Raw genomic sequence first — 26,603 nt, forward strand, 5'->3', positions numbered from 1 at the left:
TTATGTTAATGGACAACGAATGGATATTCGCACCGGTTTAAGCTCAGAATCAACAATGGAATCATGCTGCTTGAACTGAAATAACGCGTCAAAAAGCTTTAAATTTGGATGCTTTTTCTCTTCAATTTCTATATCTCCTGAGATTACATAAAGAGTTTCATGAGGTTTTGCTTCTACATGAAAGTGAATCGTTTTCGTTGAATAGGCCGGCGCTTGGTAATAAATCAGAATTAAATCATCAATAATTAAGCTAAGATTGCGTACATGCTGTAACGTAGTATGGATCTCACACTGAATATCAGATGTCACATTGATGGTTACTCCCAATAATCTTCCCAGCTTCCGCTTATTAATCAGAAAGGAATAAAGAAGCTCGTCCAACCCCTCTAAGCCTGTACGAAGGTTAGATTGAAGCAGGCTGGGACAAATCCCTTGATGCAGATGATGTTTTTCCACATATTCTTTGCTTAATGAAGAAGACTCCCTTTCATTAAGCTTGATAATCGCTTGAAAATGACCCTGATAGTTTTTTTTCAGGTTTTCCACAATAGTTGCTACTTGCTCTTCTTGATCCAGATAAAATTTCTTAGCTTCTATCAAGCGCTTCATCTGAAATTGTGTGTGTAAAATAATAAAAATCGCTAAGATAAAAAACATAATGATAATAATCATGAGTATAAACGTATACTTATAGGCAAACTCTTCAGCTAACATAGTAAAAAAGATAAACACTATAAAAATAAAGGTCAGGAATGAGTTTAATACTAAGACATCCCGATATTTTTTATTCATTGTTGATCGAGTAATATGATAACGTAGTTCATCTAATTGGTACTTCTGATAATAAATGAGCCAAGACAGTAATGCGACAAAAAGGAAAGTAAGGACCTGAGTAACGGTTTTTATATGGATGGTAGTAAAAAATTGTAGGTACTTATATTGAAAGGTTTGCGCAACTATCTCAATAAAGAGCATTTGAATAAAGATATAAAAACCATAGCCAATACTAGTAACGACAACGGTTTCAAGATTTTTCGCTCGATATAAAACTTTCACTAATACAAGTAGCACTATTATCTGAATAGCTATAATTAACGCAACATGCATAGGTGTTAAACGCAACAATTCAGAAAATAAACTCATAGAAAAGGCAATAATAAAAACAGGACGTATATATCTTCGATAATGATACCCTAACAAAACAAGGGGAAAGGAAAGCAGAGCTATCCATTCAAATATAGAAACAATTAATGTTCGTAAATCCATACGTATAACTCCTAACTACTAAGAGGGCTAAAGTTTAACCTTTGTACGATGTATGCTGGCTTAGCGGAACTCTAATTTTTACGTGTACTCCCTTAGTTGGATGGTTTTGAATATCCAGCGTACCATTTATCGTTTCGATAATCGTTTTACATATGGGCAAACCAAGTCCTGTCCCTTCATCTTTCGTTGTAAAGAAAGGGTAAAAAATATGTTCTAATTTTTCTGCTGAAATACCAGGACCACTATCAATGATAGAAATCACAACAAACTTACTTTCTTTGACAACTCGAATGTCAATAACGCCCTTTTTTTCCATGGCGTCTATCGCATTATTAATCAGGTTAATTAATACTCTTTCAAAACGATTCGTATTTCCCGTGACATAAATTTCATCTACTAAATTCAGCTTGAATTGGACATCCTGCTTAGACTGCTGCATTGTATACAGGGTAACAACTTTCTCTATACTATGTTTCACATCAATAATGGAAAGATTGTCATGGTCTAAATGAGATTTGGATAGGCTAAGCAACTCTTGAATGAGCGCTTCCATTCTCACGGCTTCTTCCTTAATAATTGAGATGTAATGACTCACATTTGGGTCAGACTTGATCGTAGGGTGCTGGTCCAAAAATTGAGCAAAACCGATAATAGAGGTCAACGGATTACGTATCTCATGAGCGAAAAAAGCTGACATCTTTCCTATAACGGCATGATAATTGTCTAATGATTGATTTTTTTCTAATTCAGAAGGGTTCTTATTTTCTTCCGGTTGTTCTTCCTTCTCCTGAACGAGCCACTTTTCATTTTGTTTCTGAAACCATTTGTTAAAAAATAAACGTTTCATTATAAGGTGTAACTCCCATTAGCATTATAGTCTAGCAAACATGATGACGGGACCTATTGAGCATACATGGACAATAAATATTTCAACATTTGTCATATAAGAATTGGTGTATGTATTTTTGCTCCGTTACATTAATATCTAACTCAATACCCTACTTCTACATCAGTTCATTAATATCCTCCTTATTTCTCCAATAAAGTTTTCGCTCTATTTCGACATTTTTTGATAAAAACCGCATTTTCTTTTTTTTCTGTACTAAAAATCCATACCCTTCATATATATAGGCTGTGTGTTTTACTACAAAGCTTAACAAGGAGGATGAATACAATATCTGAGCAAACTGAATCAACGGTGCATGCTTCACTTTTTATTGAAATGCTAACCCTTGACCCCATGCTACGAAGAGAGTGGATATCTACAATTTCTCAGGCAAATCGACAACAGAAAAAGGACCGCTCCGCTTATGCAAATTCTTTTCTCTTACGTCAGGGTTATGAAACGACTGTTGAAGAGATATCAAAGCTTCTTACAGCGCCTACCGATCCAACACTTCTGCCAAACCAAGATGCCATCCAATTCTCGATACAATTACTAACAGATGTGAATCTGCGTATGGAATGGGATCAAGCTATATTTAACATGACTCAAGCAGATGATCAGCCCGATCTTCAGCCTGTTACTGATTTCCTTTCCAAACACAAGGTAAATGCTAACCCGATTCAAATATCCCGAGCCATAGCCAGCACGCTTGGAGAAGCCATGAGTTCTTGGGTCAATATCTATGGGGACACAACGATTAGTAAAGATCAAAAAAGTACCAGCGGTCCCACCCTCATTGTCACTGGGGAATTTGTTGCTCTAGGCACGCATCGGATTGTAGGTGAGAGCTATGATGAAAAAACATCTACTCTTAGCTGGTCTAATGAATTAAATGATACTTCAGCGATCCTTGTATTTTCACGTCGAGAACTCCCTTCCTCTAATGATTCTTACACAGGCAATGAATTTGCAGGCTCTCTCCTTCTCCCTGATAAAAGTACCTACCCATTGCAGGGAGAAGTAGCCTATTTTGGACGTGTAGGAAGCCCCCAGCAGTATCCTCCTAGTGTAAATAAAGATGATCTTGAAACCATTAAGAATGCCTCTGTTGTCATTGGTGTTATTGTTACCTCTGCCACTGCCTTAGTTCTTGGATACCATTTTTATAAATTTTTACTACGACGCTATCAAAATATAAAAGAAAGATATAGAAAAATTCGGGGTGATGAAATAGAACCTTCTGTAGGGATTGATCTCTCTACGGACATTAACTATAACCAATTGGATACCTTAATCGGGCTCAACAAAGTATCACAAATGGGGAGACTCTTAAAGCAATACAAAGCTTTGTCGGCAGAAGAAAAGCTAGAAGAGAAAGGAGCCGAGCTATTAGATAAGCTTGCTCGCATTCGAGATTCAATGACGGAGGAGCAGGAAATAGATTGGGAGAACAATATGGAAGATTTGAAGAACAAGTTAGAAGAATTCTTCGAATGATCAAACATAACAGAAGGAGGAAACCGTGTGGCGGAGGACCGTAAGCAACAGAAGAACAAACAGCATATGCTTATCTTTTTCTAAACGATCTCAAAAAAGACAAAGTGATGGCTCAGGAGTGGAAGGAACATTTAGATAAGGTGGCAGACCCGACCTTCATCATTAAGGATAAGATAAACTATTTAGATAATTTTTTAGCAGATAACGGATACAACACCACCGCAGAAGCCGTTTTAAGCCTTTTAAAAGTAGGTTGGTGGAACGACTATGTACGTTCGCGTCAGCCTAATGCTCAATCCGACCGCTTTGTCCAAGATCTTTTGCAAGATTCAGCTCTGTATAAAGAATGGGGGCAGGTCATTCAAGATTCAACGACTGCTGGTCATCTAGATAAAGCAGATCAATTTCTCCAACAAAAAGGCTATGACTGTACAGCCATTCAAGTAGATGCTTCCTTTATGAAAATGCGGGACAAAAACTTGAACTACTGGACCAATTTATATGGGCAAACCATTGTACAGAAGGAGGATTCAGATCCAGCGACAGGTCCCGCCGTTATTGTCTACGGTGATAGCACAGTAAGTGTAGGACCAGATAAGCTTTTCGGTTTTAAATATGAAGAAGGAGCCCTAACGTGGACAACGGATGGGGCAGGTGGACTTCTGACCAACCCTCATTCAGGCTCGATTACGTTTAGCCAGATTAATCAGCCCAAAGCAAAAGATTCGTATATTGGAGATATTTTTTCCGGTACGATTACCTTTCCTGAAAACTCCCACAAAACATGGAGTGGAACCTACCGCTTTGTCGGGCGGATCGGTCACCCCCAGATAATTCTCAAGGACACATCTACTCCCCTCCCTCCGTTAATAAAGACTGGGTGCAGTCCCTTGCCGATACGTTAGCTCCCTATGTCATGATCGGATTTGCTTTGACCATGCTCTTTGGGTTCATCTCCAAAATCTTTCCGCAATCACTTGCTAATTATCTGCGTAATAGCGTTAAAAAAGCCGGAGAAAAGATTAAAGAAATTACATCCAAAGAAAAACCGCAGCTTTCAGAAGAAGAATTTAGCAATACGAGCACAACGATTAAACAGCTCCAAAACGAAATCGTTGAAACAGCAGATCCAGTGAGACAGGAAGAAATTAGAGAAGAAATAGCCCAACAAGAAAGGGCTGAAGAAGCAAAGTATGAAGAAAGTGAAAGAGAATTTACGGAAGAAGGAACGCAAGCAGAAACCTTGGAGTCTGAACTTGCTGAGCTACTATAAACTGTATAACAGCAAGATAAAGGAGGAATTACATGGACACCAATCAAGCAGCAATGGAAGCCAATGCTCGCTTGTTTATTACCGATCTGAGAACCAACTCCAGCTTGCGTGAAGCTTGGAAAGAGATCAATGAAAAAGTGAATGATGCAATTCAACAAGCGAAGCAATCTGGGCAAACCACCGAGCAGTTTGATACACTCTATCATCAGGCATTGCAGCTCTTAGATAACTTCTTAGCCGACCATGGCTATAATACCATTGCTAGCACCGTTCTCACCTTTCTGAAATCCCCTTTTTATGAAGAATATCTGAAAGAAACTTCCCCCAATGATGATTCTGATCGCTTTGTCCAAGAATTGATGACAAACAAAAAAATATTCACCGCTTGGCAAGCGCTCCTCACTCAAGTCGCTAAAGGAGAATCGAAGACGACTGACCTAGATCATTTCTTAGCCGAACAAGGCTTTCACTGTACGTATCTACAAATCAATGCTTCTTTTCAAAAGATGCGAAATCACAATATGAACTATTGGGCAGGCTCCTATTCCACGATCCTTGTTCGAGGAGAAAATGGCACTCCTCAAGAAGGTCCTACTGTGGTGCTTTATGGAAACCAAAAAATAAGTATCAACCACGATAAGCCAGATAAATTCAGCAATAAATTAAGCTATAAAGCTAGTCAGTTGACGTGGAAAGCAGATATGCTCACCAAATATTCTGGAACCATGACGTTTAGCGAGATTGCCTTACCTTCAAAAGAAAACTCATACACTGGCCCCACCTTTACCGCCACGCTCACTTATGAAAAAGACGATCACATCAATGGCTTTAAAAAAGGAGATCAGCTTCAGCTAACTGGTCGTCTAACAACATTAACCAAAGCGGACATAACCAAGAACATCCCTGCAAGTGTAGATCCCACGCTCGTCGATCAAATTATGAAATGGATCAATTACACTATTGTGGGACTCTATTTTATCCGTATGTTTGTCGCTATGGGGAAAAAGTATACCTCTACTAAAGAATTTGCGGTAGAAACCAATGATACCTTTCAAGAGAAGCTGGAACAAGGAGTAAACAAAGCCGAAGCAGCCGAAAAAGAGATGGAAGAAATCGGGCGTTCTCCTTTTACCAAGTTAAACTTTGAAGGCAGTAGTATGCTCAAAGACATAGAGTACCAGCTTGATGAAGCTACGGGATATGAAAAAGAAAGATTAGAGCAACGGTATAAAGAAGAATTTGAATTTGAAAGAGAGTTTGACGCTCTGCCTGAGGAAGAAGCGAGCTTAGAAGGAGAAGGGTGGGCAAGTCGCCTCAAGAGCTTACTAGAAGATGTGCGTTAATTTGCTTTATGGCGCTGATTTTATGTATACAAAATGAAAAAATAAATAGACTTATCTGAAAGGATGATACTATGTCAGATCAAACTAAATTTTGGCAAGCTGTCATGCAGCTTTAGCCAATTCCGCAGGAGTTGAAACTCCTTACAACATGATTATGGCTCCCAAAAGTCTAGCATGTAACTTTGCAGATTCGAACTGGCTGATGAACAGCTTGTTAATTTAGCACAAACCATTCCCCCTTGGTCCCTGACCTGGAGCGGAAATTATAATTCAAACTTCTTTAACATGTACAAAAGCTGGCTAAACATGGTGGTTGGTGAACAGCCCTCTCTGGACCCTGAAGCAGAAAAAAGGGCACAAGACATTCAAAACAAAATCATGCAAATTAAAGATGGGCTACAGGAACTGAAAAAGACACATAAGCTGGATTATATGCAAGAAAACTGTCAGGAGCTAAGTGAAAATGGCGCCTACTGCAAGGTCTGGAACCCCGGCTACTGCGATCAGACCTTCGAACAATATTGGCAGGAATATAAGAAGACACCCATCTATAAGCAACAAGCCAGAATGATTGAACAATCCCAAGGAGCCAGTCTCTCTGGCTTAAGCATACAATGGAGAGAATGGAGCATTCGAGCGTATGGTCCAGATTTCGAAGCCTTAGATGAAGCTTTGACGACAGCTACCCTCGCCGATCCTCACCATGATAATTACTTTGAAGATGATGCAGAACGAAAGCAATACCAAATACCAATCACAACTAACGGCGCCACGATATGGACACCTCGCTTTACCCTTCAAGGGGATTCCTACCATTCATTTGCTGAATGGTTAAAATCAGCAAAAGAAGCTGCAAATAATGGAGCTGATCCTGAAGTCGTTGTAGAATTAAGCAACTCCATTGACGAGCAAACAGGCACAAGCTGGAAGCTATCCTTTGACGTAGCGGTTCCCTTAGAAGATTTTTTCATGATTGGAGCACGAGGCAGTACCTCTACAACAACATTGGACGTATCAAAGTATGATTTCAAGGGTACTTTAACCTACCAATCTGTCAAACACATCTCCCTTGGACCTGAACTATCTTGGTTTGATTCTTCCATGTTAGCTAAATATAGCAACCTCCAAACGAAAAACCCTAAAAGTCCCTTCTTCAATAAAAAACTATGGGGACCTGGGGGAATCTTTAACCTGCGTATAGGCGGAGTCATTGTCGGTTATCAGCTAGGCTGAAAATGGAGGTTGCCAATTGGACGGATTCAGAGGTACACACTAAATGGACAGCGGAAGCGGATTATAGCATTGCAGGCATCATTCATATCGGCTCGGCTTCCACCTCGGGCTCCTATGACCACGTGAAGTATACATCAACAGACAATGGCTTTGAATTAACCGATACTTCAGAGCAACCGCAAATTATTGCGCTGGTCGTTGATACGATCAATTATCCATAAGATCATTTTCATTCATAAGAGAAAGGGCATGAGGGAAGCGATTAGGATTTCTATTCGGCTTCGGTCATGCCTTGTTTTTTTAGAGTTAATCCTCTGTTTTAATAAGAATAATCTCTTGTTCGGTTTCTCCTTTACATCCTTGTAATACATAATAATACTTATCAGAATGAGGATCTTCTTTTTTCTCTAGTTTTTTGCAGGAAGAGGCTTTGATTCCATAATCCCACCCCTCTTGAATTAGTCGATACTCTATTTCATTCCCATTAAAAAACAACTCTTGGAAAATTACTTCTCCTTCATCACCGTAGCGAGTCACTCGAATCCAATCCTTCTTATTCTTCAAATAATCTTCACTAATAAATTGACACAAAGATAACAAAAAGCTACTATTCTTAAAGGATAATATAATTCTATGAAAGGACAAAGGAACAAAACTACTATGAACACTACTGTACCCTTAATTCTGAGTGCTTTGAAAGAACGCCTTGATCAAAATAATGTACTATTAATCCAAGATGTTGGTGGTTCACTGCTAGAAACCAAGCTTATCTTTAACCCTCCAGCAACAGAGCATGAAATTAATCAGTTTTTTAATGAAATAAACATAAATGTGCCAAATGATTTCAAAAGTTTTTTACTACTGCATAATGGTGCTAGGATCTTCACTGAAATAAGACTGTTTGGTTTAGAAGATATTTATCGTCTATATATACAACATGATTATAAAAGTATGTTGCCGGAAGGGTGGCTCCCTATTGGTGATGATACAACTGGATATAAATTCTATATAGATACTACAAATATCAAGAATGATAAAGATTATCCTATGTATCATAGCGAATTTATAGGTGGGGACAAAAAAATCAATTTAACTTTCGAAAAATGGTTAGATAGATTATGTATCTGTAATGGTACTGAATTTTGGTATTGGAGTTAATCATGAAAAGATCACTATTAGAAAGTTTTATTTTTGCAGTTAGTGTATATCTAATTTTTTTAGGAGTGTATGTTATACAAGAAATTTTGAACCCTTTAGAGCTAGGTGTTCAAGATGAGACTGTTACTTATTGGATCTCAACTAGTTCTCTTATAAGCATACTAATAACCAACTTTTTTCTCTGTATGATCTTGTATTTAATTGTTAAAGGGATCATCCATTTCTTTAGAAATAGGAGAAAATAATTTTTCTTACTAAAGATTTATCTTCACCTCCTCATTTCAATGAGGAGGTTTCTTGTTTTATCCTTGGAAAAATGGAGAAGTCGATTGGTGCATTATTGCCCGTGATTTGTGGTTCACTTAGGACTGATGTTTTATTGTATCAGGGTCTCTTTTCCATTTGTACTTCCATAAATAATAGTATATGGCAGTGTCAATTATAAGCAAAGACATGAAAAGAAAATATAATTTCATACTAAAATTCGGTATAAAAATGGTTAAAGATGCCAATAAAGTGAATGCTATATCCCTTCTTGTTTTTTGTCTATATGTTAAGTCCTTATATATTTTCATGTTGATAAACCTCTTAAGTCATTCAAATTTGGTTGGGCTTCTAAATTAAATCCTAATTTGTTTTTTCCGAGAGCAAGCGGCTATTGACCAATTATTTTTTGACCTATTGTTTCATCATCTTTATTCATAGCGCAGTACCATGTAGTAAAAATAGTAATAAGCAGCTAAGGCAACCCTTGTACATGCTATACTTAATCCTATTGCTTTTTTCATTGTTATTCAGATCCTTTCACCACTTCCACAAAATGCAACTTCCTATCCTTATATTGATAACGAACTAGTTCCCTATCCGAAAAATAGATGTTGAATTGATTTCCCTCTTCATGCACTACTTGAATTGTATTTGGTATTTTTAAACAAATCCGACTTCATCATTTTTCCGTTTTCTTCAAGATAAAGGGTTGTGTATAACGCTGTTCCTACACTGGAAACAAGATCATTAATCCCATCGCCTGTAATATCTGTTTCAACTCCATTTCCCTCTACATGGAGGAAAAGGTAAGGAAACTTCTCTGATGATATATCGAGATAATAAGTTAAAGGGCAAGTTAACCCACAAAACCCTCTAACACTAAGTAATTCTTTATTAAAAAGGGTTACTTTTTCCATGGGGTATGATCTTAGATCACCATCAAAAGAACTGTATCCGATTTCCCCTATTTCATAGAGTGTAGTACCTGCGCCATTTATAAAAAATCCAACATAATCATAATCTAAATCATCATTAGCTGTTGTTTCTGGCTGATTCTTTTTCTTATATACCACAAACGTATACTTATCAAAAACTTCTTCTACTAAGATTTGCTTAATAACTCCCTTCTCCATAACCTTAAACTCCTTAAAGGTTTTTGCCGGTGTCTGGACATTTTCGAATTGTAGGTTGTATACCTGTTCCTTGTCTATTCCTTCTATTCCTATTAACTCTGCTTCTATTTGTTTTTCAGATTCATTTGCACGATCTTCTTGGTTAGGTGACGTTGTTTCATCTGAAAGATCATCTACTAGCTTCACACCCTTGATTTTTAGATTCTCATCATATTCAAGCTGAACAGTAAAAGCAAAAGCCGCAGGTGATATGCTTCCAGGTATTTTCGCTATCACTTGATTGTCAGATACTTCATACCTCACAATAGCTCCAAAACCAACCTCTTCATTCCATACACCAGCATCTGATTCATCATATACTTTTTCTAACGCCTGACCATCTATTTCTGCACGAACGTAGACCTTCCCATTCACTTTCGTTATTGTAGATGTAGCGTGTTTTTCTATGTAAGCTAAAGGGATTTCAATTTCAAGTTCTTCTAAGCTCTCCATATTCAACACATGGATTTCTTCCTCATAAACCCCGATACCATATCCTGTTATTAATAAGATAATGACTTCATTTTGACCATCTTGATTTATATCAGCAAGCGTTATATTGGGATAATAGGTTTCGTTCTGTACATTCTTCCAATTTGGGAAAAGGCGGCTTTTGTCATTAACCATCACCGTTATCCCTAGGAACATGCCATCATCCGTAGGGGCATCTGACAGCAATCTAACATGATCTAATTCAGCAAGAGTTACTATGTGTTCATTCTCCCCCACTGTTTTTTTGTCTTCAGATAATGCTGGATTTTGACCGCAACCAACAATTATGAAAAGAAATAAACAAGCAAGCAAAAGCTTTTTCACTATATCATACCCTCTCTTATTATTTTCAATAAATGTAAATGATAGGCTAGCGTTCTATTGTTAAGTGACAAAACATATGGTATGTTGTTTCATGTCGTATTAACTCTACGTTGTTGAAAGGAAGACGAGACAAATATGAAAAGAGCAGTTATCCAAAGTATATTATTTGGGATTTGTATCATTGTCCTTTTTCTTGCGGGGATTTATATTTTTGCATATGCAAATGGATATCATTTATTGTTTTTTAATCTAACTGAATCATTACTATCTACCTTTTTCTTCAGTATGGTTTTATATTTGCTTGTTAAAGGGATCATTCATTTCTATAAAAATAGAAGAAAATAATCCTGCCTAGTAAAGTATGAATCCTCACCTCCCCATTGAAATGAGGAGGTTTCATTCTCTATCCTTTTTTCTCTATGACAAACCATATGTACTTTTCTCTCATTTCATTCCCTCTATTACATGCCTGCATTTAATTATACCTTAAATAACAATAACTGTGCTAATTTACAATATTTTTTAACGCCCTTCATAATTGACTGCGCATCTATTTTAAAGTAATATTCTGGATGTTGAGTTAATAAGTTCTGAATTGATATTCTATTATTTTGGAGTGATGACATGAAAGCTAAAAATTATTTTATAGTAGCGATTGCTCTTTTTCTTCTCTTTCTGACTGGATGCTCTGAAAAGAATTCGGAAAAGGAATTTGGATGTACAGGAACATTTCACAAGATGCTTAAAAAATCCCAAGAGCGTGAAATTATTCTCGAATTTAAAGAAGGGAATGGAAGTTGTACGTATTTGTTTAGCAACAACTCAGACATAAATACTAACTTGACATTCCAAATTCATTTTGAAGAAGGAGATAGTAAAGTCCAAGTTCAAAGGAATAATGGTATGTTACTAGACGAATCTCGTTGGAGCAAAGAGATTTCAGAAGTTGCCAACATAGATGGTATCCAGGGGGCTTTTAAAATCGATGATGCAAATGAAGAGGACGAACCGTTAAAAATAAACGTTTATGTTGAAGATTTTACTGGAGAAGTAAAACTATCTTGGTGATGAAGTAAAGTTGTGCAACTAATTTATCATGGGGATGGGGATTAATAATATAATTCTAATTCAAAAAAGATCAAAGTTTAGATACGCATATTATGAAGGGGAAGGGGTGAGAAACATGTTTGTAAAGCCTATGGTAGCTCTACTAAGCTCCATTATCTTAAGCGCTTATTTCGCTATCCTATCTCTATATTCATGGATCGTATTCTGATGAAGTATTTCTCCAACCCACCTTCTGTCTATCAATGATCAATCTATCAGTTCATATTTCTTTAAAATCTCTATTGTAATAGTTTTAGCATCTGCTGATGTGCTATCCATGTTTGTTGCAAAAGCATATTCTTCATCCTTTGTTTTGAGAAAACCAACATACCAGCTATCCCTGAGCCCTGTCCAGTTTTTCCATATAGGATATAGTCCTCCCCTTCCATTTGGATCATCATCCGCTTTACTATTTGCATCACTTCTTGATCAAAAGGAAGGTTCTCTTTAGATAAGGATTCCATAAAATCCGTTTGTTCGATTGGAGAAATTAGCAGTGAACTGCTTAACCAAAATTGATCAATTCCCCCACTCATGTCTTCATTACCATACGCTATCTTTTCCAGCCACTCCTGCATACGCTTTTCTCCAATGTCACGAGCCAGCGCTTTATAATACCAAACGACAGAGTATCTTAATGCAGAGCCAAGTGTATGATCCTGATTCCAAACGTCGATCTCTCGTATTTCCCGATCCCAATATTTAATATCATATTCATCCTCAACCGCTTGAACCTGCAATCCAATAAGTGAATGAGGAACTTTAAAAGTGGATTGTGGGGCAAAGCTTTGTTTGGCACGTTCATTGTTATAGATATAAGTGGATTTTTCTTTTATATCCCGTAAAATAAACGTTCCATTCTTCCCTTCAAAAAATTCATCGACATTCATTTCATGCACACTTAATGATCGCTCAGTTTCCTTTACATTATCTTTTACTGCTTCTTCAGGTTGTTCATTAACGTTCATGCAACCGATCAGTATGATTCCAAGTACTAAAAGTAGCGTTATTGTTTTAAACCATGATTGTTTTTTCATCGTTCTATCTTCTTTTATAAAAATACTCTGTAGCCCCTTAAATATTACACATGTAAGTTTTTGTGTCAATACTATTTTTCATTTTTTTCCTTAATTGACTTCGTAAAATTTGAACCATATAATAATATTATTACGAATGTAAGTTTAAGGATGGGAGATATGAGAAAATTACCGCAAATATCAGAAGCAGAATTAGAAGTAATGAAAATCATCTGGAAGCATCATCCAATCAATACCAATGAGGTGATTGAGAAGTTAGCCAAAACGACGACATGGAGCCCAAAAACCATTCAAACATTGTTGTTGCGGCTATTAAAAAAAGAAGCCCTGAAGAACCATAAAGAAGGTCGTGTATTTGTTTATACACCTAATGTAGCTGAAAGTGATTATGTAGAAGTTGAGAGTCATAGTTTTTTAAAGCGTTTTTATGATGGTGCGCTCAATTCTATGGTATTAAATTTTTTAGAAAAAGATAAGCTGTCAGATAATGAAATTAATGAATTGTATCAAATGTTAGAAGAACATAAGAACAGAAAGCAGGAGTAACATGGGCTATTCTTTCTTTACGCTCTTTATCATCAGCAATATCCTATTGTCTATCACCATTTGCATCATCGTCTGCATAAAAAAAATACTAAAGAGCCACATCACTGTAACCACGCAATATCACATCAGTATGATTTCTCTTTTGGCCATGATTGCTCCTTTTATCCCCTTTCAGTTTCTAAAGTTACCTACTTTTTTCGACTGGATGATGAATTTGGGAGCGAGTTATTCGAAGCCTTCTACTATTGATTCGGCTATGAACACGACCGAAACCATCATTCAAAAGACAAATTGGCTACAAGATTTTTCGATGACCATTGAGCAATCTCCTTTCGGCATAATGGATTCTATCTTTTTTATCATGTGGCTCGTAGGAATGATCGTTGTGCTTTTGATGACGTTATTTAGTAATCTAAGAATTGTCAAAATAAAGAAAAGTCTACAAGTCGTTGATAACAAAGACGTATTAACGCTTTTTTCTTCCTGCAAAGAGAAACTACAGGTTCATAGAAATGTTGTTTTAGGGTACTCCTCATGGATAAAATCACCCATAACGTTTGGGATGATCCGCCCCTACATTGTTTTACCCAAGCAGATGTCCATGTTTTCTAATGAGGAAATGGAATGTGTTCTGCTCCATGAGTTGTATCATTGTAAACGCAGAGATATACTGGTGAACTATTTCATGTGTCTGTGTAGAATCGTGTATTGGTTTAATCCACTCGTATGGTATATGTTAAGGGATTTGAAAACAGAGATGGAGATTTCTTGTGATTATGCCGTTTTAAAAGCGTTAGAGAAGGGATCACACCTCCATTATGCTGAGGTGATTTTGAAATTTGCTTCTCTCGCTCAACGAACATCCCCTTTGCTCGCGGCTTCGGAAATCAGCAGCTCATTCAAACAAGTAAAAAGACGAATCTCTACAATTGTAAACTTCCAAGTAGAATCACGTCTGCTCAGACTCAAATCCGCTCTAGTATTTATCATGATTTTTGCCATCATTTCAGCAAGTGTTCCTTCTCTATCTGTGTTGGCGGTGAACAAAGATAAACATGCTTTTTCCCATACCAACGTCGAGTACAAAGATTACAGTCACTTTTTCGGTGAACGTACAGGGAGCGCTGTGCTGTATGATTCAAACAGGGATCAGTACACCATTTATAATAATGAAGAAAGTACGACCCGCTACGCTCCGGCTTCCACATATAAGATATTCAGTGGATTGTTCGCCCTAGAATCTGGGATTATTACAAGGGATGCTTCACAACTGACATGGGATGGAACTCTCTATCGATATGGGGAATGGAATCAGGATCATCATTTATTCTCTGCGATGAAAAGCTCAGCCACGTGGTATTTTCAACATCTTGATCAACAGATAGGTCAAGAAAACCTGCGGAGCTACTACGAACAAATCGATTATGGAAACAGAAATCTAGCGGGTCACATCACGAATTATTGGCTAGATGCTCTCAAAATTTCTCCTATCGAACAGGTAGACGTGTTGAAGAAGTTTTATCATAATGAATTCGGATTTACCCAAACAAATATTGAAACGATAAAAGACGCCTTACTTCTAGAAGAATCGAACCACCAACGTTTATCTGGGAAAACGGGTACCGCCGTTCTAAACACGGAAGATACTGATGGTTGGTTTGTGGGATATATAGAAACGACCGATAATCAATTTTTCTTTGCTGTTCATATTCAAGGTAAAAAGCAGTCAGGGGGAAGCGCCGCTGCCAATATCGCACTTTCAATCTTGGAAGAAGAAGGGATTTATCACTCTGCTTCTTTGCAATAGAAATGACGTTGCTTTTATAACAATAATACAACAAAGGCACATCACATGAATGATGTGCCTATTGATCATTTAATTCAAAAAACTCCGTTAAAATCTGTTTTGTAATCACTTGTGCGGGGGATATTTGACCCTGGGAACTCGTTAATAGAGATTTGGGCACGACACAGGCGAAAGCAATTTGCGGATCGTCGGCAGGTGCATAACCGACAAGCAAAGAATGGTCATTACCAAAAGAACCATTAGCCTCAACTGTTTGAGCCGTCCCTGTTTTTGCTGCCACCTTGATAGGAAAGTCACTAAATATACGGTAAGCTGTACCGCTAGGCTCTGTAACCATCTCCATCCCCCGTTTGACCAGTTGAATATCCTCTTCTCTCATATCCACACGATTAAGTACTTTAGGTTCGTTTCTCACCACTACCTGCACTAAGTGATCATCTCCGCTAGCATCTCGACGAATCTCCTTCACTAGATAAGGTTGCATTCGATAGCCATCATTGGCAATGGTTGACACATACTGAGCCAATTGTAAAGGCGTATACGTATGATATTGTCCAATCATAAAGTCAGCTAGTAGCCCCAACAGTATGGAATCACTTTTATATCCTTCGTATTCTTCGGGAAGATCAATTCCTGTCTTAACTCCTAAACCGAACTGTGAAAAATAATAATAGGCTCGATTAAATGCCTGTTGACGGTTTCCGATTCGCTCATTCAAGTCAAGCCCGATACGAAACATAAATATGTTTGATGAACGCTGTATGGATGTTAACATATTGACATGCCCTAGATTTGTCCACGATTTTTTAGTCAGATTACCAATCTGCATTGGAGTATCATACATCGTAGTATTCGGTGTCACTATTCCTTCGTGAAGCCCCATAAGGACCGTAGCCATTTTGACCGTAGACCCCATCGCATATGACGTATTTCCCGCTCCTATACTTCTAACATCGTTGGACATTCCAAGAATTTCTCCCGTTTTAGGATTCATAGCGACAAAGAAAGCTTCTGTCACCAGTCTATTCTCGGCGACCGTTTTTTCAATCACGTTCTCAATTGTTTGTTGCAGTTTGCGGTCAATCGTCAACACTAAATCATCTCCGCGTTGACCTGGTGTGAGAACAGGTTCGCTAATCGGTACCAGTCTACGATCCATAGTAACTTCTAACTCTCCATCTATTCCTCGCAAGTGTTCTTCATATTGCAGCTCCAAGTAACTGGTTCCAACCATTTTATCCATCCGATACCCTTTAGCTAGGTAGCGCTCTAGCTGATCAGCCTGAATAGGGCCCACATTCCCTAAAAAATGTCGAAACAGTCGGTCATAAGTATACTCCCTCTTTGGTTCGATCATAATATCGACTCCCGGTAGAGCTTCTAGATTTTCTTCAATTTTTGAAACGACCTGAAACGATACATCCTGTTTCAATCTTATTGGGACAAAAGGAAGTCCTTTATCCATTTCCCGGAGGATTGCTTCCTTATCTAAATCAATCAGTTTTTCCAGCCGCTCTGCTAAGACCTCCCAATGTTCAGCCGAAAATTGGGAGGTTTTCGTATAGGTCACGGTGTAGATCGGTACATTACGGACCAATATCTCTCCATTGCGGTCCATGATCCAACCGCGTGGAGCCTCGACCATTATTTTTCGTACCGTTTGTGTGCCCAATTTATTATTATATTCTTCACCGTGTACAATTTGTAAGACTCCTAAGCGAAAAATCAGTGCTGAAAACAGAATAAACGTTATAAAAAACAAGATGTTCAAACGAGTAGCTATAGATCTTCTCTTATGATTTTCCATTTTCTCTTTTCCCTTCACCCATTTGTTCCTGCAAAAAACTTCAAAATTGACTACGAACTATGTCCTTTACAACGGACCTATTCCTTACTTCTAGATACTTTTAGTCTTAACGTCCCCCAAGGTACTCTCGAACAACGGGAACGACCTTCCGTACGACATAAGCACTCCCACCGCGATGCCTCACATCTTCGATCATGAGGGTTAATAATAGATCCGCATGCTCTGCATCATACATGACGAACCAACCGTTCTCTAAGCCTTCTTCCCCTTTTTTCCTCTTTAGCTCCGCGGTACCCGTTTTACCGGCAATACGTCGCCCCTTGATGTATGCCCCGTGTCCGGTGCCCGCAGGGTTTTCTACAACTTCTAGCAACATTTCATTCACAGTCGCCGCTGTTTTAGAATCCATAATCTGACTGCCCCATGATTTGTCCTTCGACTCCTCACCGTGAGCAAGATCCAGTACTGGTTTGATGAGTTCTCCGCCATTGATAAACGGAGTATAGGCCAAAGCAAGATGTAACGAAGTCATGAGAACTTGTCCTTGCCCGTATGCAGAATCCGCCAACAAGATTTCATTCTTAATCCCGTCGTTTGCTAAACTCGATTTAGGAAACGAGTAAGCGATCGGCAGTTCTAATCCGAAACCAAATATCTCGGCTTCCCTAGTGAAAATCTCCGCACCCATCTCCAACGCCTCTTGTGCTAAATAGATATTATCCGAATGTACGATAGCGTCCGTAAGGTTTACTGCTGGAACATTCCTGACCCGTTTGACGTAATAGTTGCCCCAGCTATCGTCCTTCGACCACCGAAAGCCATCAATACTTCTTATCTCGTCGACTGCGCTGACTCCCAGCTGTAGACCGATGGAGGCGGTAATCGGTTTGAAGACGGAGCCGGGTGTGTAAAGGCTTGTAAACCGATTCAACAGAGGCTTTTTCGGATCTTCATTCCACGTCGCCCATTGCTCTGAGGAGAGACCTTGGATGAATGCATTCGGATCATAAGATGGGCTGCTGACTAGCGTCAGGATTTCACCCGTACGGGGGTGTATTGCCACTCCTGATCCGGCGTCACCGTCCAAAGCTCGATAGATCGAATCCTGAAGATAGGCATCTATTGTCAAACGTACATCTTCTCCATGTAATGGATCCAGCTTTGCCAGGGTTTCTTTATGCTGACCATTTGCTTTGACGATCGCAATAAGAACACCATTCTTTCCTCTAAGGCGCTCATCATAAACCAGCTCCAGCCCTGCTTTGCCAATCATGTCTCCAGGTTTCAATTTCTTATCGCGGTGTTTCTCTATATCTTCTGCAGATACTTCTCTTATGTACCCAATCAGATGAGCGGCAGCTTCACCATACGGATATACCCTTGCACTCTTCTCTCTTTTCGTCACCCCTGGTAAATCGCTAAAGTCAAGATTCTCCCGCCCCGCCGTAATATTGACGATAGGTACGAATAGGTCATCTTTAACCCATGGAGCGGCAAGCTTGTCGTGAATAAATGTATCCGGAACGGCAAGTCTTCCCGCTAATTTGGCAATCGTACGTTCTTTCCCTTCGCCCATCTGTTCAGGAACGATTCCGAGTTCTTCGATGCTACCATTCATGGCAAGCTTCTGACCGTAACGATCGTATATTTCTCCTCGTTCTGCCTTCAGCGTACGAACGATAACCTTATCCCCTCCAGACATTGAGGGGAACAGTAAGGACGGGTTCCAGCTCACTTTCCATTCGTTCGTTTCTTTGATTTTGATCACTTTGACGGTACCTTCAGCAGCAATTGTTCCAGCTACGGTTTCCATTTTCATTTGATAAGGGAACTTCTTAACGGTCGATTCGCTACCTTTCTCTTCTTTGTTGTCAAGTACTGCGGCGACTTCCAGATCGCTCATTTCGATCCCGTCATAGATCGTACGGTACCGCTGAACGAACTCATCCTTTGTCATGGCGGATTCGCTAGACTCGGAAATAAGATTATACATTTGTTCATATTTCCCTTGCTGCCAATACTCGATATAACTTGTGAATACTTCTTCCGGCTTGATCTCTTCTTTGCAGCCGGATAAAAGGAATATAAGTAATAAACTAATCATCAAATAGCAAAACTTTTTCATCCTCTATCCTACCTCTCATACACAATTAAAACTTACATATGTAATATATTATAGATTACAAGTGTAAGTTTTAGCAAGATAAAAGATCCATAAAACACCGTTGCATCCAACGCCCACCTTCAAAAAAACAAAAAGCACATCCAATATTACAATGTGCCAACGATCTTATGAGTATGTTTTTGGGGTTCATTTGTTTTCACTATCATTTTTAATGCTTTTATATATTTTATCTAGCTTTTTTAAAATTAATTGATCATTATGAAGTCTTTTCTTCGTATAAATGAGAATATTTAATGCAAAAACAAACATAAATATATAGATTAATGCATCGATCAGCATCATTAGTTCTTCTGACATAAGGCAACTCCTCTCATGCGGAATTTTTAAAAAGTATATTCGGTCATGAAATGCCCACGATCAATAATGATGATACCCCTAAAGCTATGATAGCTTTCTTCAATTTAACCACCTCTTATTTATATTCCTAGACATGACTAGTACTTACAATTATTAATTATAATCACAGCTTCAATTTTTTTACAAATCAATTACTCTTGAATGTTTCTAGATGATTAACAGACAAAGGCTGTCGAATAAAAATCGACAGCCTTTCCCACGTCCTATGATTCAAATATCGTTTGCTTCCATCATTTACTTCAACAACCACTGCCACACATCACACACTAGTTTTCCAGTGGAGTGGAGAACAAGCTGCTTTTGTCCCTTCTCAGGAAAGATGCGTGCTGTAAATACTTCTTCACCGTCATTGAGAAAGATTTCGAGTGAGGAGGTATCGAGAAAGAGATGCAGGCTCGTGATGTTTTCTAAGTAGCATTGCCTGATCTCGATACCATGATCAACAAAGCTTTTTCGTTCGAGAGTCGCTGTTTTTGTTTCCGAGTGGTAGCGAAACGTAGCATAATCTCGAATATGAAGAGCTATATCTACCGCTTTATTTTCACTTAGATCTATTTTGAGCTCCGTAGCCTCTCCCACGTTATCTAGAAGCCAATCTTGACCATCAAGAGTTACCTGCGGATAAAACTTCTCTTCTTTTCTTAACTGCTGAAGCTCTGCCACTGGCTTTTGATAGAGCTTGCCCTGTACGACTTGTAGCTCTCTAGGCAGGGTTAGAGTATGGACAACGGTGCTTGACCGTCGGGTGCTCCTGCTCGTATTGCTCCGGCACTCCCATCCAAGCAATCATAATTCTTCTGCCTTGCTCGTCTAGGGTGGTTTGCGGGGCATAGAATTCGAATCCTCGATCCAGCTCTGTAAAGCCTCCATGAGCATAATGAGCCTGCTCATAATCTAACTGTCCCACAAAATAGCCTGATTGATACACATTTTGATACAGCATTCCCTCAGGCTCTAGTCCCTGAGGAGAAACCAATAAAATATCTGCTTCCTGCAAGCGAAAGAGGTCGGGACATTCCCACATATAGCCGAAATCTGTTAGCTGTTCCGTGCCTCCTCCAGCAATAGCTCCTAGGTGAGTCCAATCCTTCAAATCTGTGGAGCGAAACAGAACCGCTTGCCCTTGCTTCGCTAAGCTTTGCGCGCCAATAATCATATAGAAATGATCTTCATGCTTCCATACCTTCGGATCTCTAAAGTGGGCTGTGTAGCCTTCGGGCAGCTCCACAACCACCCCTTTTTTCTCAAACTGAATCCCATCCTTTGATTCGGCAAGACATTGGTAGGTTTCCCGATTTCCCACAGCATCCTTCACATTTCCTGTATAGAAAAGCTTTAAGCTTTCCCCATCCGCAATCGCACTTCCAGAATAACAGCCGTTTTTATCAAACCAGTCTGTTGGAGCTAGGGCAATCGGCTCCGCTTGCCAATGAACTAAATTCGGAGAGCTGTAATGCCCCCAGAACTTGGCTCCATGTTCTGTTTTAAAAGGCATCCACTGATAAAAGAGATGGTACGTCCCCTTCCACTGAATAAATCCATTTGGATCATTCAGTAAGCCCACAGGGGGCATAATATGATAGAGCAAACGATATTCATCACTCTCGACGCATTCCTTGTGCTTGTTGATTTCCTCATAGGCTTGTTCGATCAGTCGCTCTTTTCCAACTATCATCCTTTTTGATCCTCTTCCTTGATTCCTAATAGCCAAGTCACGACGAAGGCAGTAACCACAGAGATAGCAAAACCAATCAGATAATTCATCAGGTTAGACATTCCCTGAGGAGCTACGATGGCTATCATAGGAATCCCCGTTAAACCATACGCATTAGCGACCACATTCGTAAAGACCACATACGCTCCTCCTGCTGCTCCCCCAATCGCTGCTCCAATAAAAGGCGTACGGTACTTTAGATTAACCCCAAAAATAATGGGCTCTGTGATCCCTAGAAAAGCAGATAGTGCCGATGGTAAGGCAATTTCTTTTGTTTTGGCACGCTTGGAGCGGAAGAAGACAGCTAATCCTGCTCCCCCTTGTGCTACATTCGCCATGGACCAAATAGGAAGAAGGTAGTTGATCCCTACAGATGCTATTAAACCTGCTTCAATAGCATGAAAGCTATGATGTACTCCTGTAATAACAATCGTTGAATATAATCCACCAAAGATAAGTCCGGCAAAAAATCCAGCATAATTATAGATAAAGTTCAGTGTATTGGTAATCAATTCTCCTAAAAACATTCCCAAAGGCCCAATAGCTAAAATCGCAATAAATCCAGTTAAAATAATCGTGACAAAAGGAACAACGAGTAAATCAAGGGCATTCGGTACAACCTTGCGCAAGCCTTTTTCGATTTTACTCATCACATAAATCGCTAATAAAATTGGGATGACCGTTCCTTGGTATCCAATAAGAGCTACATCCAATCCCATGAAAAGCAACGACTCCGGCTCTGCATTGCCAAGTCCCCATGGATTTAATAAGGCTGGGTGAGTCATAATCCCCCCCATAACAGCACCTAAATACGGATTGCTCCCAAATTCCTTCGCCGCACTTACACCAATCAGGATTGGTAAAATAATAAAGGCTGCACTAGAAAACATGTCCAGTAGTACAATCCATGAGCTATCTGCTTCGACCCACTGGAATGCTCTCATCATACCTAACAGACCCATTAACAAACCACTTGCCACAATGGCTGGAATAATTGGAACAAAGATATTGGATAGGGTTTTTGCTAAGCGTGCCACTGGATTCATTTTTTGTTTGATCGCTTCATTATGTTTACTGGCATCCTGCTTATCCAGCTCTGCTTCAAGAGAAAAGGCTGTGTAGACCTTATTTACTATTCCAGTTCCAAAAATAATTTGAAACTGCCCTGAACTAGCAAAAGCTCCCTTTACTCCTTCTAGATTTTCGATGGCTTGTTTATCTATTTTGCTTTCGTCTAGGATAACCAAGCGCAGACGGGTAGCACAATGTGCTGCACTCACAATATTTTCTTTTCCCCCAAGTAGTGGTACTAATTGTTTGGCAATTTCTTGATGATTCATTGTTATGATTCCTCCCATTATTGCTGTAAATATAGATTTATTGATATTAGTATTAGTATTGATATTGATGTTGATTTCAGTAAAGTTGTGAATGGATGCCTTTTACTCAAAACAAAAAGACCTAAAACGGATTAAGGGTCAATCTGCGGTTATGCTCCCCTATACTCATCTTAGGTCTTGCCTGCCAATGCTGCAGTAACAATCCTACCTTATTTTATTGTTCATATATTCGTTGAATATACAATGTTACATAGCCCAGCTCTGACTCTGGGAAGTCGATTCCATACTCTTGTTGCACGTATCGGTTCATCTCTACGGCAATCTGAAATGACTGATGATATTTTGTCTTAATCATGTGCAGCATTTCTGTATCCATTAAATGCAAGGGCTCCTGATCCTCTAATGATTTAATGGTGAAGCGCAGGTGAGTCAGCAGACGTTGATAAGACAAGCTGTCTTGAGTAATGTCCTTTTTCAACTCATTGGCTATTATTTGAATCATTTCCTGGATCATGGTGGCATGTCTTACTGTATGCTCCATGGATGTATGCTCTTTGGCATTATGAATATGTAGAGCAATATGCCCTACCTCATCCTCTGGAATTTCAATTCCTAACCGCTCTTTCAGTAAAGCCTTAGCCCACAGACCAATCTCAAATTCTTTTTTATAGAAAATCTTGATCTCATTTAACAATTTATTTTCAATATCGATCCCTTTTTGCAATCGTTCGATGGCAAAGGATAAGTGATCGGTTAAGGCAATATGAACATGGTTGCTGAGAGGAACACATAGCTCTCGTTCAGCATAACTAATAATTTCTTCCGCCATCTCAATATGTGCCACTGGCAACGTTTTCAACAGCTCCTGAAATCGTTCACTTTCTTCCTCCATGACAAAGATCTTTTCAATCTGTGACTTGGGAACGATGTCGTTTCTTCTCTTCTGAAAACCGATTCCCGCTCCCATCACAATCTTTTCAATCTCTCCGTCCATCACAACCACGGTATTATTATTTAAGATCTTATGAATTTTCATCGCATGGTTCACTCCTTACAATGGAGATGTTGACTCTATCATAATTCAATCCCTATGTTAGAGTCAAAATAACCATTCACTTCCTAAGATCTTACTTCTACCTTAAGTAGTTCTGATTGTCCTTTATCAACTGAAGTCTGAGTTCCTTTTTCCATGCTTTGGACCAGATCACCATTGGTAATCACCACAGGAGTGATCGTACTGGCAGCCTTCTCTTTCACAAGCTCTAAATCAAAGGTAATCAGCTTATCTCCAGCCTTGACTTTATCTCCTTCTTTGACATGGGACTCAAATCCTTCCCCATTCATAGATACCGTTTCAAGACCAATGTGAATCAAGATCTCCACACCCATTTTGGAGCGGATTCCAATCGCGTGCTTGGTTGGAAAAAGGGAAATAATCTCTCCTTCTACCGGCGACACAACTTGACCCTCAGAAGGCTCGATCGCTACTCCATCTCCCATCATTTTTTGGGAGAACACAGGATCAGGAACTTCTTCCATCGTTCTGACTGTTCCTGTCAGAGGAGCCACGATAACTTCTTGTGTTTGCTTTTTTTTCTTGCCAAATAAGATATCTAACACTCTCTCCACCCTTTCCCCTTTATACTTTGACCGATTTTAAGACTAAAGCCTGTACCTCTTCTGCTGTTTTAAGCGTTAGAGCTTGTTCAGCCAGCTTCTGTGCATCTGTCATCGACCATTTTCTAATCTGGCTTCTAGCCGGTAAGACGGAGCTGGCACTCATACTAAACTCATCCAGTCCAAGTCCTAATAATATAGGAATAGCAATTTCATCTCCAGCCATTTCTCCACACATTCCGACCCATTTTCCTTCTTGATGAGCCGCCTTGATCACCATGTTGATCAAGCGTAAAATAGATGGATTGTAAGGCTGATACAGATAAGATACTCGCTCGTTCATACGATCTGCTGCCATTGTATATTGAATGAGATCATTCGTTCCAATACTGAAGAAGTCTACTTCTTGGGCAAATTGATCAGCAAGGACAGCCGTTGACGGAATCTCCACCATAATTCCTAGCTCGATTTGCTCTGAAATGGATACTCCTTTTTCTTGTAACGCTGCTTTTTCTTCCAATAAAATGGCTTTAGCCTGTCTAAATTCTTCAAGCGTGGCGATCATCGGAAACATAATTTTAAGATTTCCATAGACACTCGCACGCAGAAGCGCTCTTAGTTGCTCTCTGAATATTCCTTGCTCTTCTAAGCAGAGTCGAACAGCACGGAAGCCTAGGAAAGGATTCAATTCTTTAGGCAGGTGAAGGTAAGGAAGCTCTTTATCTCCACCAATATCTAAGGTCCGGACAACGACAGGTTTCTCTTCCATTCTTTCTAACACACTTTTATATGCCTCGAACTGCTCTTCCTCAGTTGGTAGCTGATCTCTTCCCATATAAAGAAACTCTGTACGATATAGACCGATGCCCTCCGCTCCATTTTTCAAGACACCGTTTACATCTTCAGGCGTTCCTATATTCGCCGCAAGCTCTACATGAACCTCATCTGTTGTCAGAGTTTTTTCATGAACTAATTTAGCCCATTCTTCTCTTTGAGATTCGTATTCTTTCTTTTTCTGTTCATACTGAGCTACTGTTTCAGGTGTAGGGTCAATAATCACTTCTCCTGTTAACCCATCAATGATCAACAGCGTTCCATTCTCCACTTGCTTCGTAATCTGCTTGGTTCCGACAACCGCCGGTATTTCCATCGAACGTGCCATAATCGCTGAGTGCGAAGTTCTGCCTCCAATATCTGTAGCAAATCCTTTAACAAACTTACGATTCAACTGTGCCGTATCGGAAGGTGTTAAATCCTCAGCAATGACAACCACTTCTTCAGAAATCAGGCTAGGGTTGGACAACTGCACTCCTAGCAAATGAGCATGGACACGCTTAATCACATCACGAATATCCGCGGCTCTTTCTTTCATATACTCATTATCCATTTGTTCGAACAACGTAATAAACATCGTAGCGGTTTCATTTAAGCAATACTCCGCATTGAGCTTGTCACTGCGTATCCGATCTTTCACTGGATTAATCAGCTCTGGATCATTAAGGACGAGGAGGTGGGCAGCAAATATAGCAGCCTTGTCTTCTCCTAACTCTTTGTTTGCATGCTCCTTAATCTTTTCTAGTTCTGACATAGAAGTTTGGATCGCTTGCTCTAAGCGTTGAACCTCTGCCTCCGTGTCTTGCACTTCTTTTTTTTCAATTCTAAGCTCCATGTTTTCTAGACGAAACACTTTGGCAATAGCCACTCCATTAGAGGCTGCAATCCCGCTTATCACTGATGCCATGATTTACTCACCCAATTTCTCGCGTTTAATCACTTCTTCAATCTCGTTAATTGCATCTACTTCATCTGATCCTTCAGCTGTAATTGTGATTTCTGCGTTTTGAGGAATTCCTAAAGACATAACTCCCATAATCGATTTCAGATTGACTGTTTTTCCGTTGTATACGATGTTGATATCAGCTTCGAATTTACCCACTGCTTGAACAATAATGGTTGCTGGACGTGCATGAAGACCTGCTTCACTAATCACTTTAAATGTTTTTTCTTGCATAATGATCATTCTCCTTTGTTTTAATTATTGAAAAAAGGCATGAGTAGAAAAGATGGGATTGTAGCAAAAAGAGTTTCCTCCCCTTTACTATTTATCCAAATCATCATTTTCACTCATGCCTGATCGAATCAGTAACACGTGACCCGTTATTTTTTTCGATTTCT

General features: G+C 39.2%; 22 protein-coding genes and 2 pseudogenes. 10 read left to right on the forward strand and 14 right to left on the reverse strand.

Going from position 1 to position 26,603, the window contains the following annotated elements; all coding sequences use genetic code 11:
* Both JCM10596_RS10455 and JCM10596_RS10460 read right to left on the reverse strand, forming a co-directional pair.
* Entirely contained in the window at nucleotides 1-1,266 is a 1,266-nt protein-coding gene (locus JCM10596_RS10455; RefSeq protein WP_025027087.1) for a hypothetical protein, read from the reverse strand.
* A 34-nt stretch (nucleotides 1,267-1,300) separates the two neighbouring features.
* Nucleotides 1,301-2,113 (reverse strand): two-component system sensor histidine kinase NtrB, encoded by an 813-nt coding sequence (locus JCM10596_RS10460; protein ID WP_025027088.1) that lies wholly within the window; start codon nucleotides 2,111-2,113, stop codon nucleotides 1,301-1,303.
* A gap of 318 nt (nucleotides 2,114-2,431) precedes the next feature.
* Between JCM10596_RS10460 and JCM10596_RS10465 the strand changes: the two genes are divergently transcribed.
* From JCM10596_RS10465 to JCM10596_RS10490, 6 genes are all read left to right on the forward strand, one after another.
* Nucleotides 2,432-3,649 carry a hypothetical protein gene (locus JCM10596_RS10465; RefSeq protein WP_025027089.1) on the forward strand — a complete coding sequence of 406 codons (1,218 nt, stop codon included), beginning with the start codon at nucleotides 2,432-2,434 and terminating at the stop codon, nucleotides 3,647-3,649.
* Nucleotides 3,650-3,756: 107 nt separating this feature from the next.
* Nucleotides 3,757-4,554 (forward strand): hypothetical protein, encoded by a 798-nt coding sequence (locus tag JCM10596_RS10470; protein ID WP_025027090.1) that lies wholly within the window; start codon nucleotides 3,757-3,759, stop codon nucleotides 4,552-4,554.
* Between the two features lie 11 nt (nucleotides 4,555-4,565).
* Nucleotides 4,566-4,922, forward strand: coding sequence for a hypothetical protein (locus JCM10596_RS10475; protein ID WP_025027091.1), 357 nt, complete (start codon nucleotides 4,566-4,568; stop codon nucleotides 4,920-4,922).
* 32 nt (nucleotides 4,923-4,954) lie between these two features.
* The gene (locus tag JCM10596_RS10480) at nucleotides 4,955-6,265 is read left to right on the forward strand and encodes a hypothetical protein (RefSeq protein ID WP_025027092.1); all 1,311 of its coding nucleotides are present in this window, start codon (nucleotides 4,955-4,957) and stop codon (nucleotides 6,263-6,265) included.
* Between the two features lie 306 nt (nucleotides 6,266-6,571).
* Nucleotides 6,572-7,498 (forward strand): hypothetical protein, encoded by a 927-nt coding sequence (locus JCM10596_RS10485; protein WP_025027093.1) that lies wholly within the window; start codon nucleotides 6,572-6,574, stop codon nucleotides 7,496-7,498.
* Between the two features lie 2 nt (nucleotides 7,499-7,500).
* Complete coding sequence (locus tag JCM10596_RS10490) at nucleotides 7,501-7,719, forward strand: hypothetical protein (protein WP_025027094.1); 219 nt, start codon at nucleotides 7,501-7,503, stop codon at nucleotides 7,717-7,719.
* A gap of 85 nt (nucleotides 7,720-7,804) precedes the next feature.
* On the opposite strand, the gene JCM10596_RS10495 is transcribed toward JCM10596_RS10490, so the two are convergent.
* On the reverse strand, nucleotides 7,805-8,143 hold the full coding sequence (locus JCM10596_RS10495) for a DUF4362 domain-containing protein (RefSeq protein ID WP_025027095.1): 339 nt from the start codon (nucleotides 8,141-8,143) through the stop codon (nucleotides 7,805-7,807).
* Here JCM10596_RS10495 and JCM10596_RS10500 point away from each other — a divergent pair.
* Nucleotides 8,132-8,656 carry an SMI1/KNR4 family protein gene (locus JCM10596_RS10500; protein WP_025027096.1) on the forward strand — a complete coding sequence of 175 codons (525 nt, stop codon included), beginning with the start codon at nucleotides 8,132-8,134 and terminating at the stop codon, nucleotides 8,654-8,656. The two genes, JCM10596_RS10495 and JCM10596_RS10500, sit on opposite strands and share 12 nt — an antisense overlap.
* 896 nt (nucleotides 8,657-9,552) lie before the next feature.
* On the opposite strand, the gene JCM10596_RS10515 is transcribed toward JCM10596_RS10500, so the two are convergent.
* Nucleotides 9,553-10,911 (reverse strand): hypothetical protein, encoded by a 1,359-nt coding sequence (locus tag JCM10596_RS10515; protein WP_025027099.1) that lies wholly within the window; start codon nucleotides 10,909-10,911, stop codon nucleotides 9,553-9,555.
* A 624-nt stretch (nucleotides 10,912-11,535) separates the two neighbouring features.
* Here JCM10596_RS10515 and JCM10596_RS10525 point away from each other — a divergent pair.
* Entirely contained in the window at nucleotides 11,536-11,979 is a 444-nt protein-coding gene (locus JCM10596_RS10525) for a hypothetical protein (protein WP_025027101.1), read from the forward strand.
* 246 nt (nucleotides 11,980-12,225) lie between these two features.
* Here JCM10596_RS10525 and blaOXA read toward each other — a convergent pair.
* A pseudogene (blaOXA, locus tag JCM10596_RS24925) lies at nucleotides 12,226-13,055 on the reverse strand (class D beta-lactamase).
* Nucleotides 13,056-13,214: 159 nt separating this feature from the next.
* Between blaOXA and JCM10596_RS10535 the strand changes: the two are divergent.
* Both JCM10596_RS10535 and JCM10596_RS10540 read left to right on the forward strand, forming a co-directional pair.
* Nucleotides 13,215-13,601: a BlaI/MecI/CopY family transcriptional regulator gene (locus JCM10596_RS10535; protein WP_025027102.1), complete on the forward strand. Its 387-nt coding sequence runs from the start codon at nucleotides 13,215-13,217 to the stop codon at nucleotides 13,599-13,601.
* Between the two features lies 1 nt (nucleotide 13,602).
* Entirely contained in the window at nucleotides 13,603-15,408 is a 1,806-nt protein-coding gene (locus JCM10596_RS10540; RefSeq protein WP_025027103.1) for a BlaR1 family beta-lactam sensor/signal transducer, read from the forward strand.
* Nucleotides 15,409-15,466: 58 nt separating this feature from the next.
* On the opposite strand, the gene JCM10596_RS10545 is transcribed toward JCM10596_RS10540, so the two are convergent.
* The 9 genes and pseudogenes from JCM10596_RS10545 to JCM10596_RS10585 form a co-directional block, all read right to left on the reverse strand.
* Nucleotides 15,467-17,215 carry a peptidoglycan D,D-transpeptidase FtsI family protein gene (locus JCM10596_RS10545; protein WP_148302563.1) on the reverse strand — a complete coding sequence of 583 codons (1,749 nt, stop codon included), beginning with the start codon at nucleotides 17,213-17,215 and terminating at the stop codon, nucleotides 15,467-15,469.
* Nucleotides 17,216-17,321: 106 nt separating this feature from the next.
* On the reverse strand, nucleotides 17,322-19,340 hold the full coding sequence (locus tag JCM10596_RS10550) for a penicillin-binding transpeptidase domain-containing protein (RefSeq protein WP_025027105.1): 2,019 nt from the start codon (nucleotides 19,338-19,340) through the stop codon (nucleotides 17,322-17,324).
* 186 nt (nucleotides 19,341-19,526) lie between these two features.
* Nucleotides 19,527-19,697, reverse strand: a complete 171-nt coding sequence (locus JCM10596_RS29520; protein ID WP_159102342.1) for a hypothetical protein — start codon at nucleotides 19,695-19,697, stop codon at nucleotides 19,527-19,529.
* Between the two features lie 294 nt (nucleotides 19,698-19,991).
* A pseudogene (locus tag JCM10596_RS24930) lies at nucleotides 19,992-21,432 on the reverse strand (sucrose-6-phosphate hydrolase).
* Complete coding sequence (locus tag JCM10596_RS10565; protein WP_025027106.1) at nucleotides 21,429-22,811, reverse strand: sucrose-specific PTS transporter subunit IIBC; 1,383 nt, start codon at nucleotides 22,809-22,811, stop codon at nucleotides 21,429-21,431. Before JCM10596_RS10565 ends, JCM10596_RS24930 begins: the two are co-directional and overlap by 4 nt.
* A 214-nt stretch (nucleotides 22,812-23,025) precedes the next feature.
* Nucleotides 23,026-23,847, reverse strand: coding sequence for a PRD domain-containing protein (locus JCM10596_RS10570; protein WP_025027107.1), 822 nt, complete (start codon nucleotides 23,845-23,847; stop codon nucleotides 23,026-23,028).
* 83 nt (nucleotides 23,848-23,930) lie between these two features.
* Entirely contained in the window at nucleotides 23,931-24,431 is a 501-nt protein-coding gene (locus JCM10596_RS10575) for a PTS sugar transporter subunit IIA (RefSeq protein ID WP_025027108.1), read from the reverse strand.
* Nucleotides 24,432-24,450: 19 nt separating this feature from the next.
* Complete coding sequence (gene ptsP, locus JCM10596_RS10580) at nucleotides 24,451-26,169, reverse strand: phosphoenolpyruvate--protein phosphotransferase (protein ID WP_025027109.1); 1,719 nt, start codon at nucleotides 26,167-26,169, stop codon at nucleotides 24,451-24,453.
* Nucleotides 26,170-26,172: 3 nt separating this feature from the next.
* The gene (locus JCM10596_RS10585) at nucleotides 26,173-26,439 is read right to left on the reverse strand and encodes a phosphocarrier protein HPr (protein WP_025027110.1); all 267 of its coding nucleotides are present in this window, start codon (nucleotides 26,437-26,439) and stop codon (nucleotides 26,173-26,175) included.
* Between the last annotated feature and the right edge of the window lie 164 nt (nucleotides 26,440-26,603).

Source organism: Caldalkalibacillus mannanilyticus JCM 10596, assembly GCF_000615945.1.
In the GTDB taxonomy this organism is placed as follows: domain Bacteria; phylum Bacillota; class Bacilli; order Caldalkalibacillales; family JCM-10596; genus Bacillus_AT; species Bacillus_AT mannanilyticus.

Excerpts from the sequence above, each read along its gene's own strand:
- JCM10596_RS10455 (WP_025027087.1), bottom strand. The coding sequence starts at position 1,266 with ATGGATTTACGAACATTAATTGTTTCTATATTTGAATGGATAGCTCTG.
- JCM10596_RS10460 (WP_025027088.1), bottom strand. The coding sequence starts at position 2,113 with ATGAAACGTTTATTTTTTAACAAATGGTTTCAGAAACAAAATGAAAAG.
- JCM10596_RS10465 (WP_025027089.1), top strand. The coding sequence starts at position 2,432 with ATGAATACAATATCTGAGCAAACTGAATCAACGGTGCATGCTTCACTT.
- JCM10596_RS10470 (WP_025027090.1), top strand. The coding sequence starts at position 3,757 with ATGGCTCAGGAGTGGAAGGAACATTTAGATAAGGTGGCAGACCCGACC.
- JCM10596_RS10475 (WP_025027091.1), top strand. The coding sequence starts at position 4,566 with ATGATCGGATTTGCTTTGACCATGCTCTTTGGGTTCATCTCCAAAATC.
- JCM10596_RS10480 (WP_025027092.1), top strand. The coding sequence starts at position 4,955 with ATGGACACCAATCAAGCAGCAATGGAAGCCAATGCTCGCTTGTTTATT.
- JCM10596_RS10485 (WP_025027093.1), top strand. The coding sequence starts at position 6,572 with ATGGTGGTTGGTGAACAGCCCTCTCTGGACCCTGAAGCAGAAAAAAGG.
- JCM10596_RS10490 (WP_025027094.1), top strand. The coding sequence starts at position 7,501 with ATGGAGGTTGCCAATTGGACGGATTCAGAGGTACACACTAAATGGACA.
- JCM10596_RS10500 (WP_025027096.1), top strand. The coding sequence starts at position 8,132 with ATGAAAGGACAAAGGAACAAAACTACTATGAACACTACTGTACCCTTA.
- JCM10596_RS10525 (WP_025027101.1), top strand. The coding sequence starts at position 11,536 with ATGAAAGCTAAAAATTATTTTATAGTAGCGATTGCTCTTTTTCTTCTC.
- JCM10596_RS10535 (WP_025027102.1), top strand. The coding sequence starts at position 13,215 with ATGAGAAAATTACCGCAAATATCAGAAGCAGAATTAGAAGTAATGAAA.
- JCM10596_RS10540 (WP_025027103.1), top strand. The coding sequence starts at position 13,603 with ATGGGCTATTCTTTCTTTACGCTCTTTATCATCAGCAATATCCTATTG.
- JCM10596_RS10545 (WP_148302563.1), bottom strand. The coding sequence starts at position 17,215 with ATGGAAAATCATAAGAGAAGATCTATAGCTACTCGTTTGAACATCTTG.
- JCM10596_RS10550 (WP_025027105.1), bottom strand. The coding sequence starts at position 19,340 with ATGAAAAAGTTTTGCTATTTGATGATTAGTTTATTACTTATATTCCTT.
- JCM10596_RS29520 (WP_159102342.1), bottom strand. The coding sequence starts at position 19,697 with ATGTCAGAAGAACTAATGATGCTGATCGATGCATTAATCTATATATTT.
- JCM10596_RS10565 (WP_025027106.1), bottom strand. The coding sequence starts at position 22,811 with ATGAATCATCAAGAAATTGCCAAACAATTAGTACCACTACTTGGGGGA.
- JCM10596_RS10570 (WP_025027107.1), bottom strand. The coding sequence starts at position 23,847 with ATGAAAATTCATAAGATCTTAAATAATAATACCGTGGTTGTGATGGAC.
- ptsP (WP_025027109.1), bottom strand. The coding sequence starts at position 26,169 with ATGGCATCAGTGATAAGCGGGATTGCAGCCTCTAATGGAGTGGCTATT.
- JCM10596_RS10585 (WP_025027110.1), bottom strand. The coding sequence starts at position 26,439 with ATGCAAGAAAAAACATTTAAAGTGATTAGTGAAGCAGGTCTTCATGCA.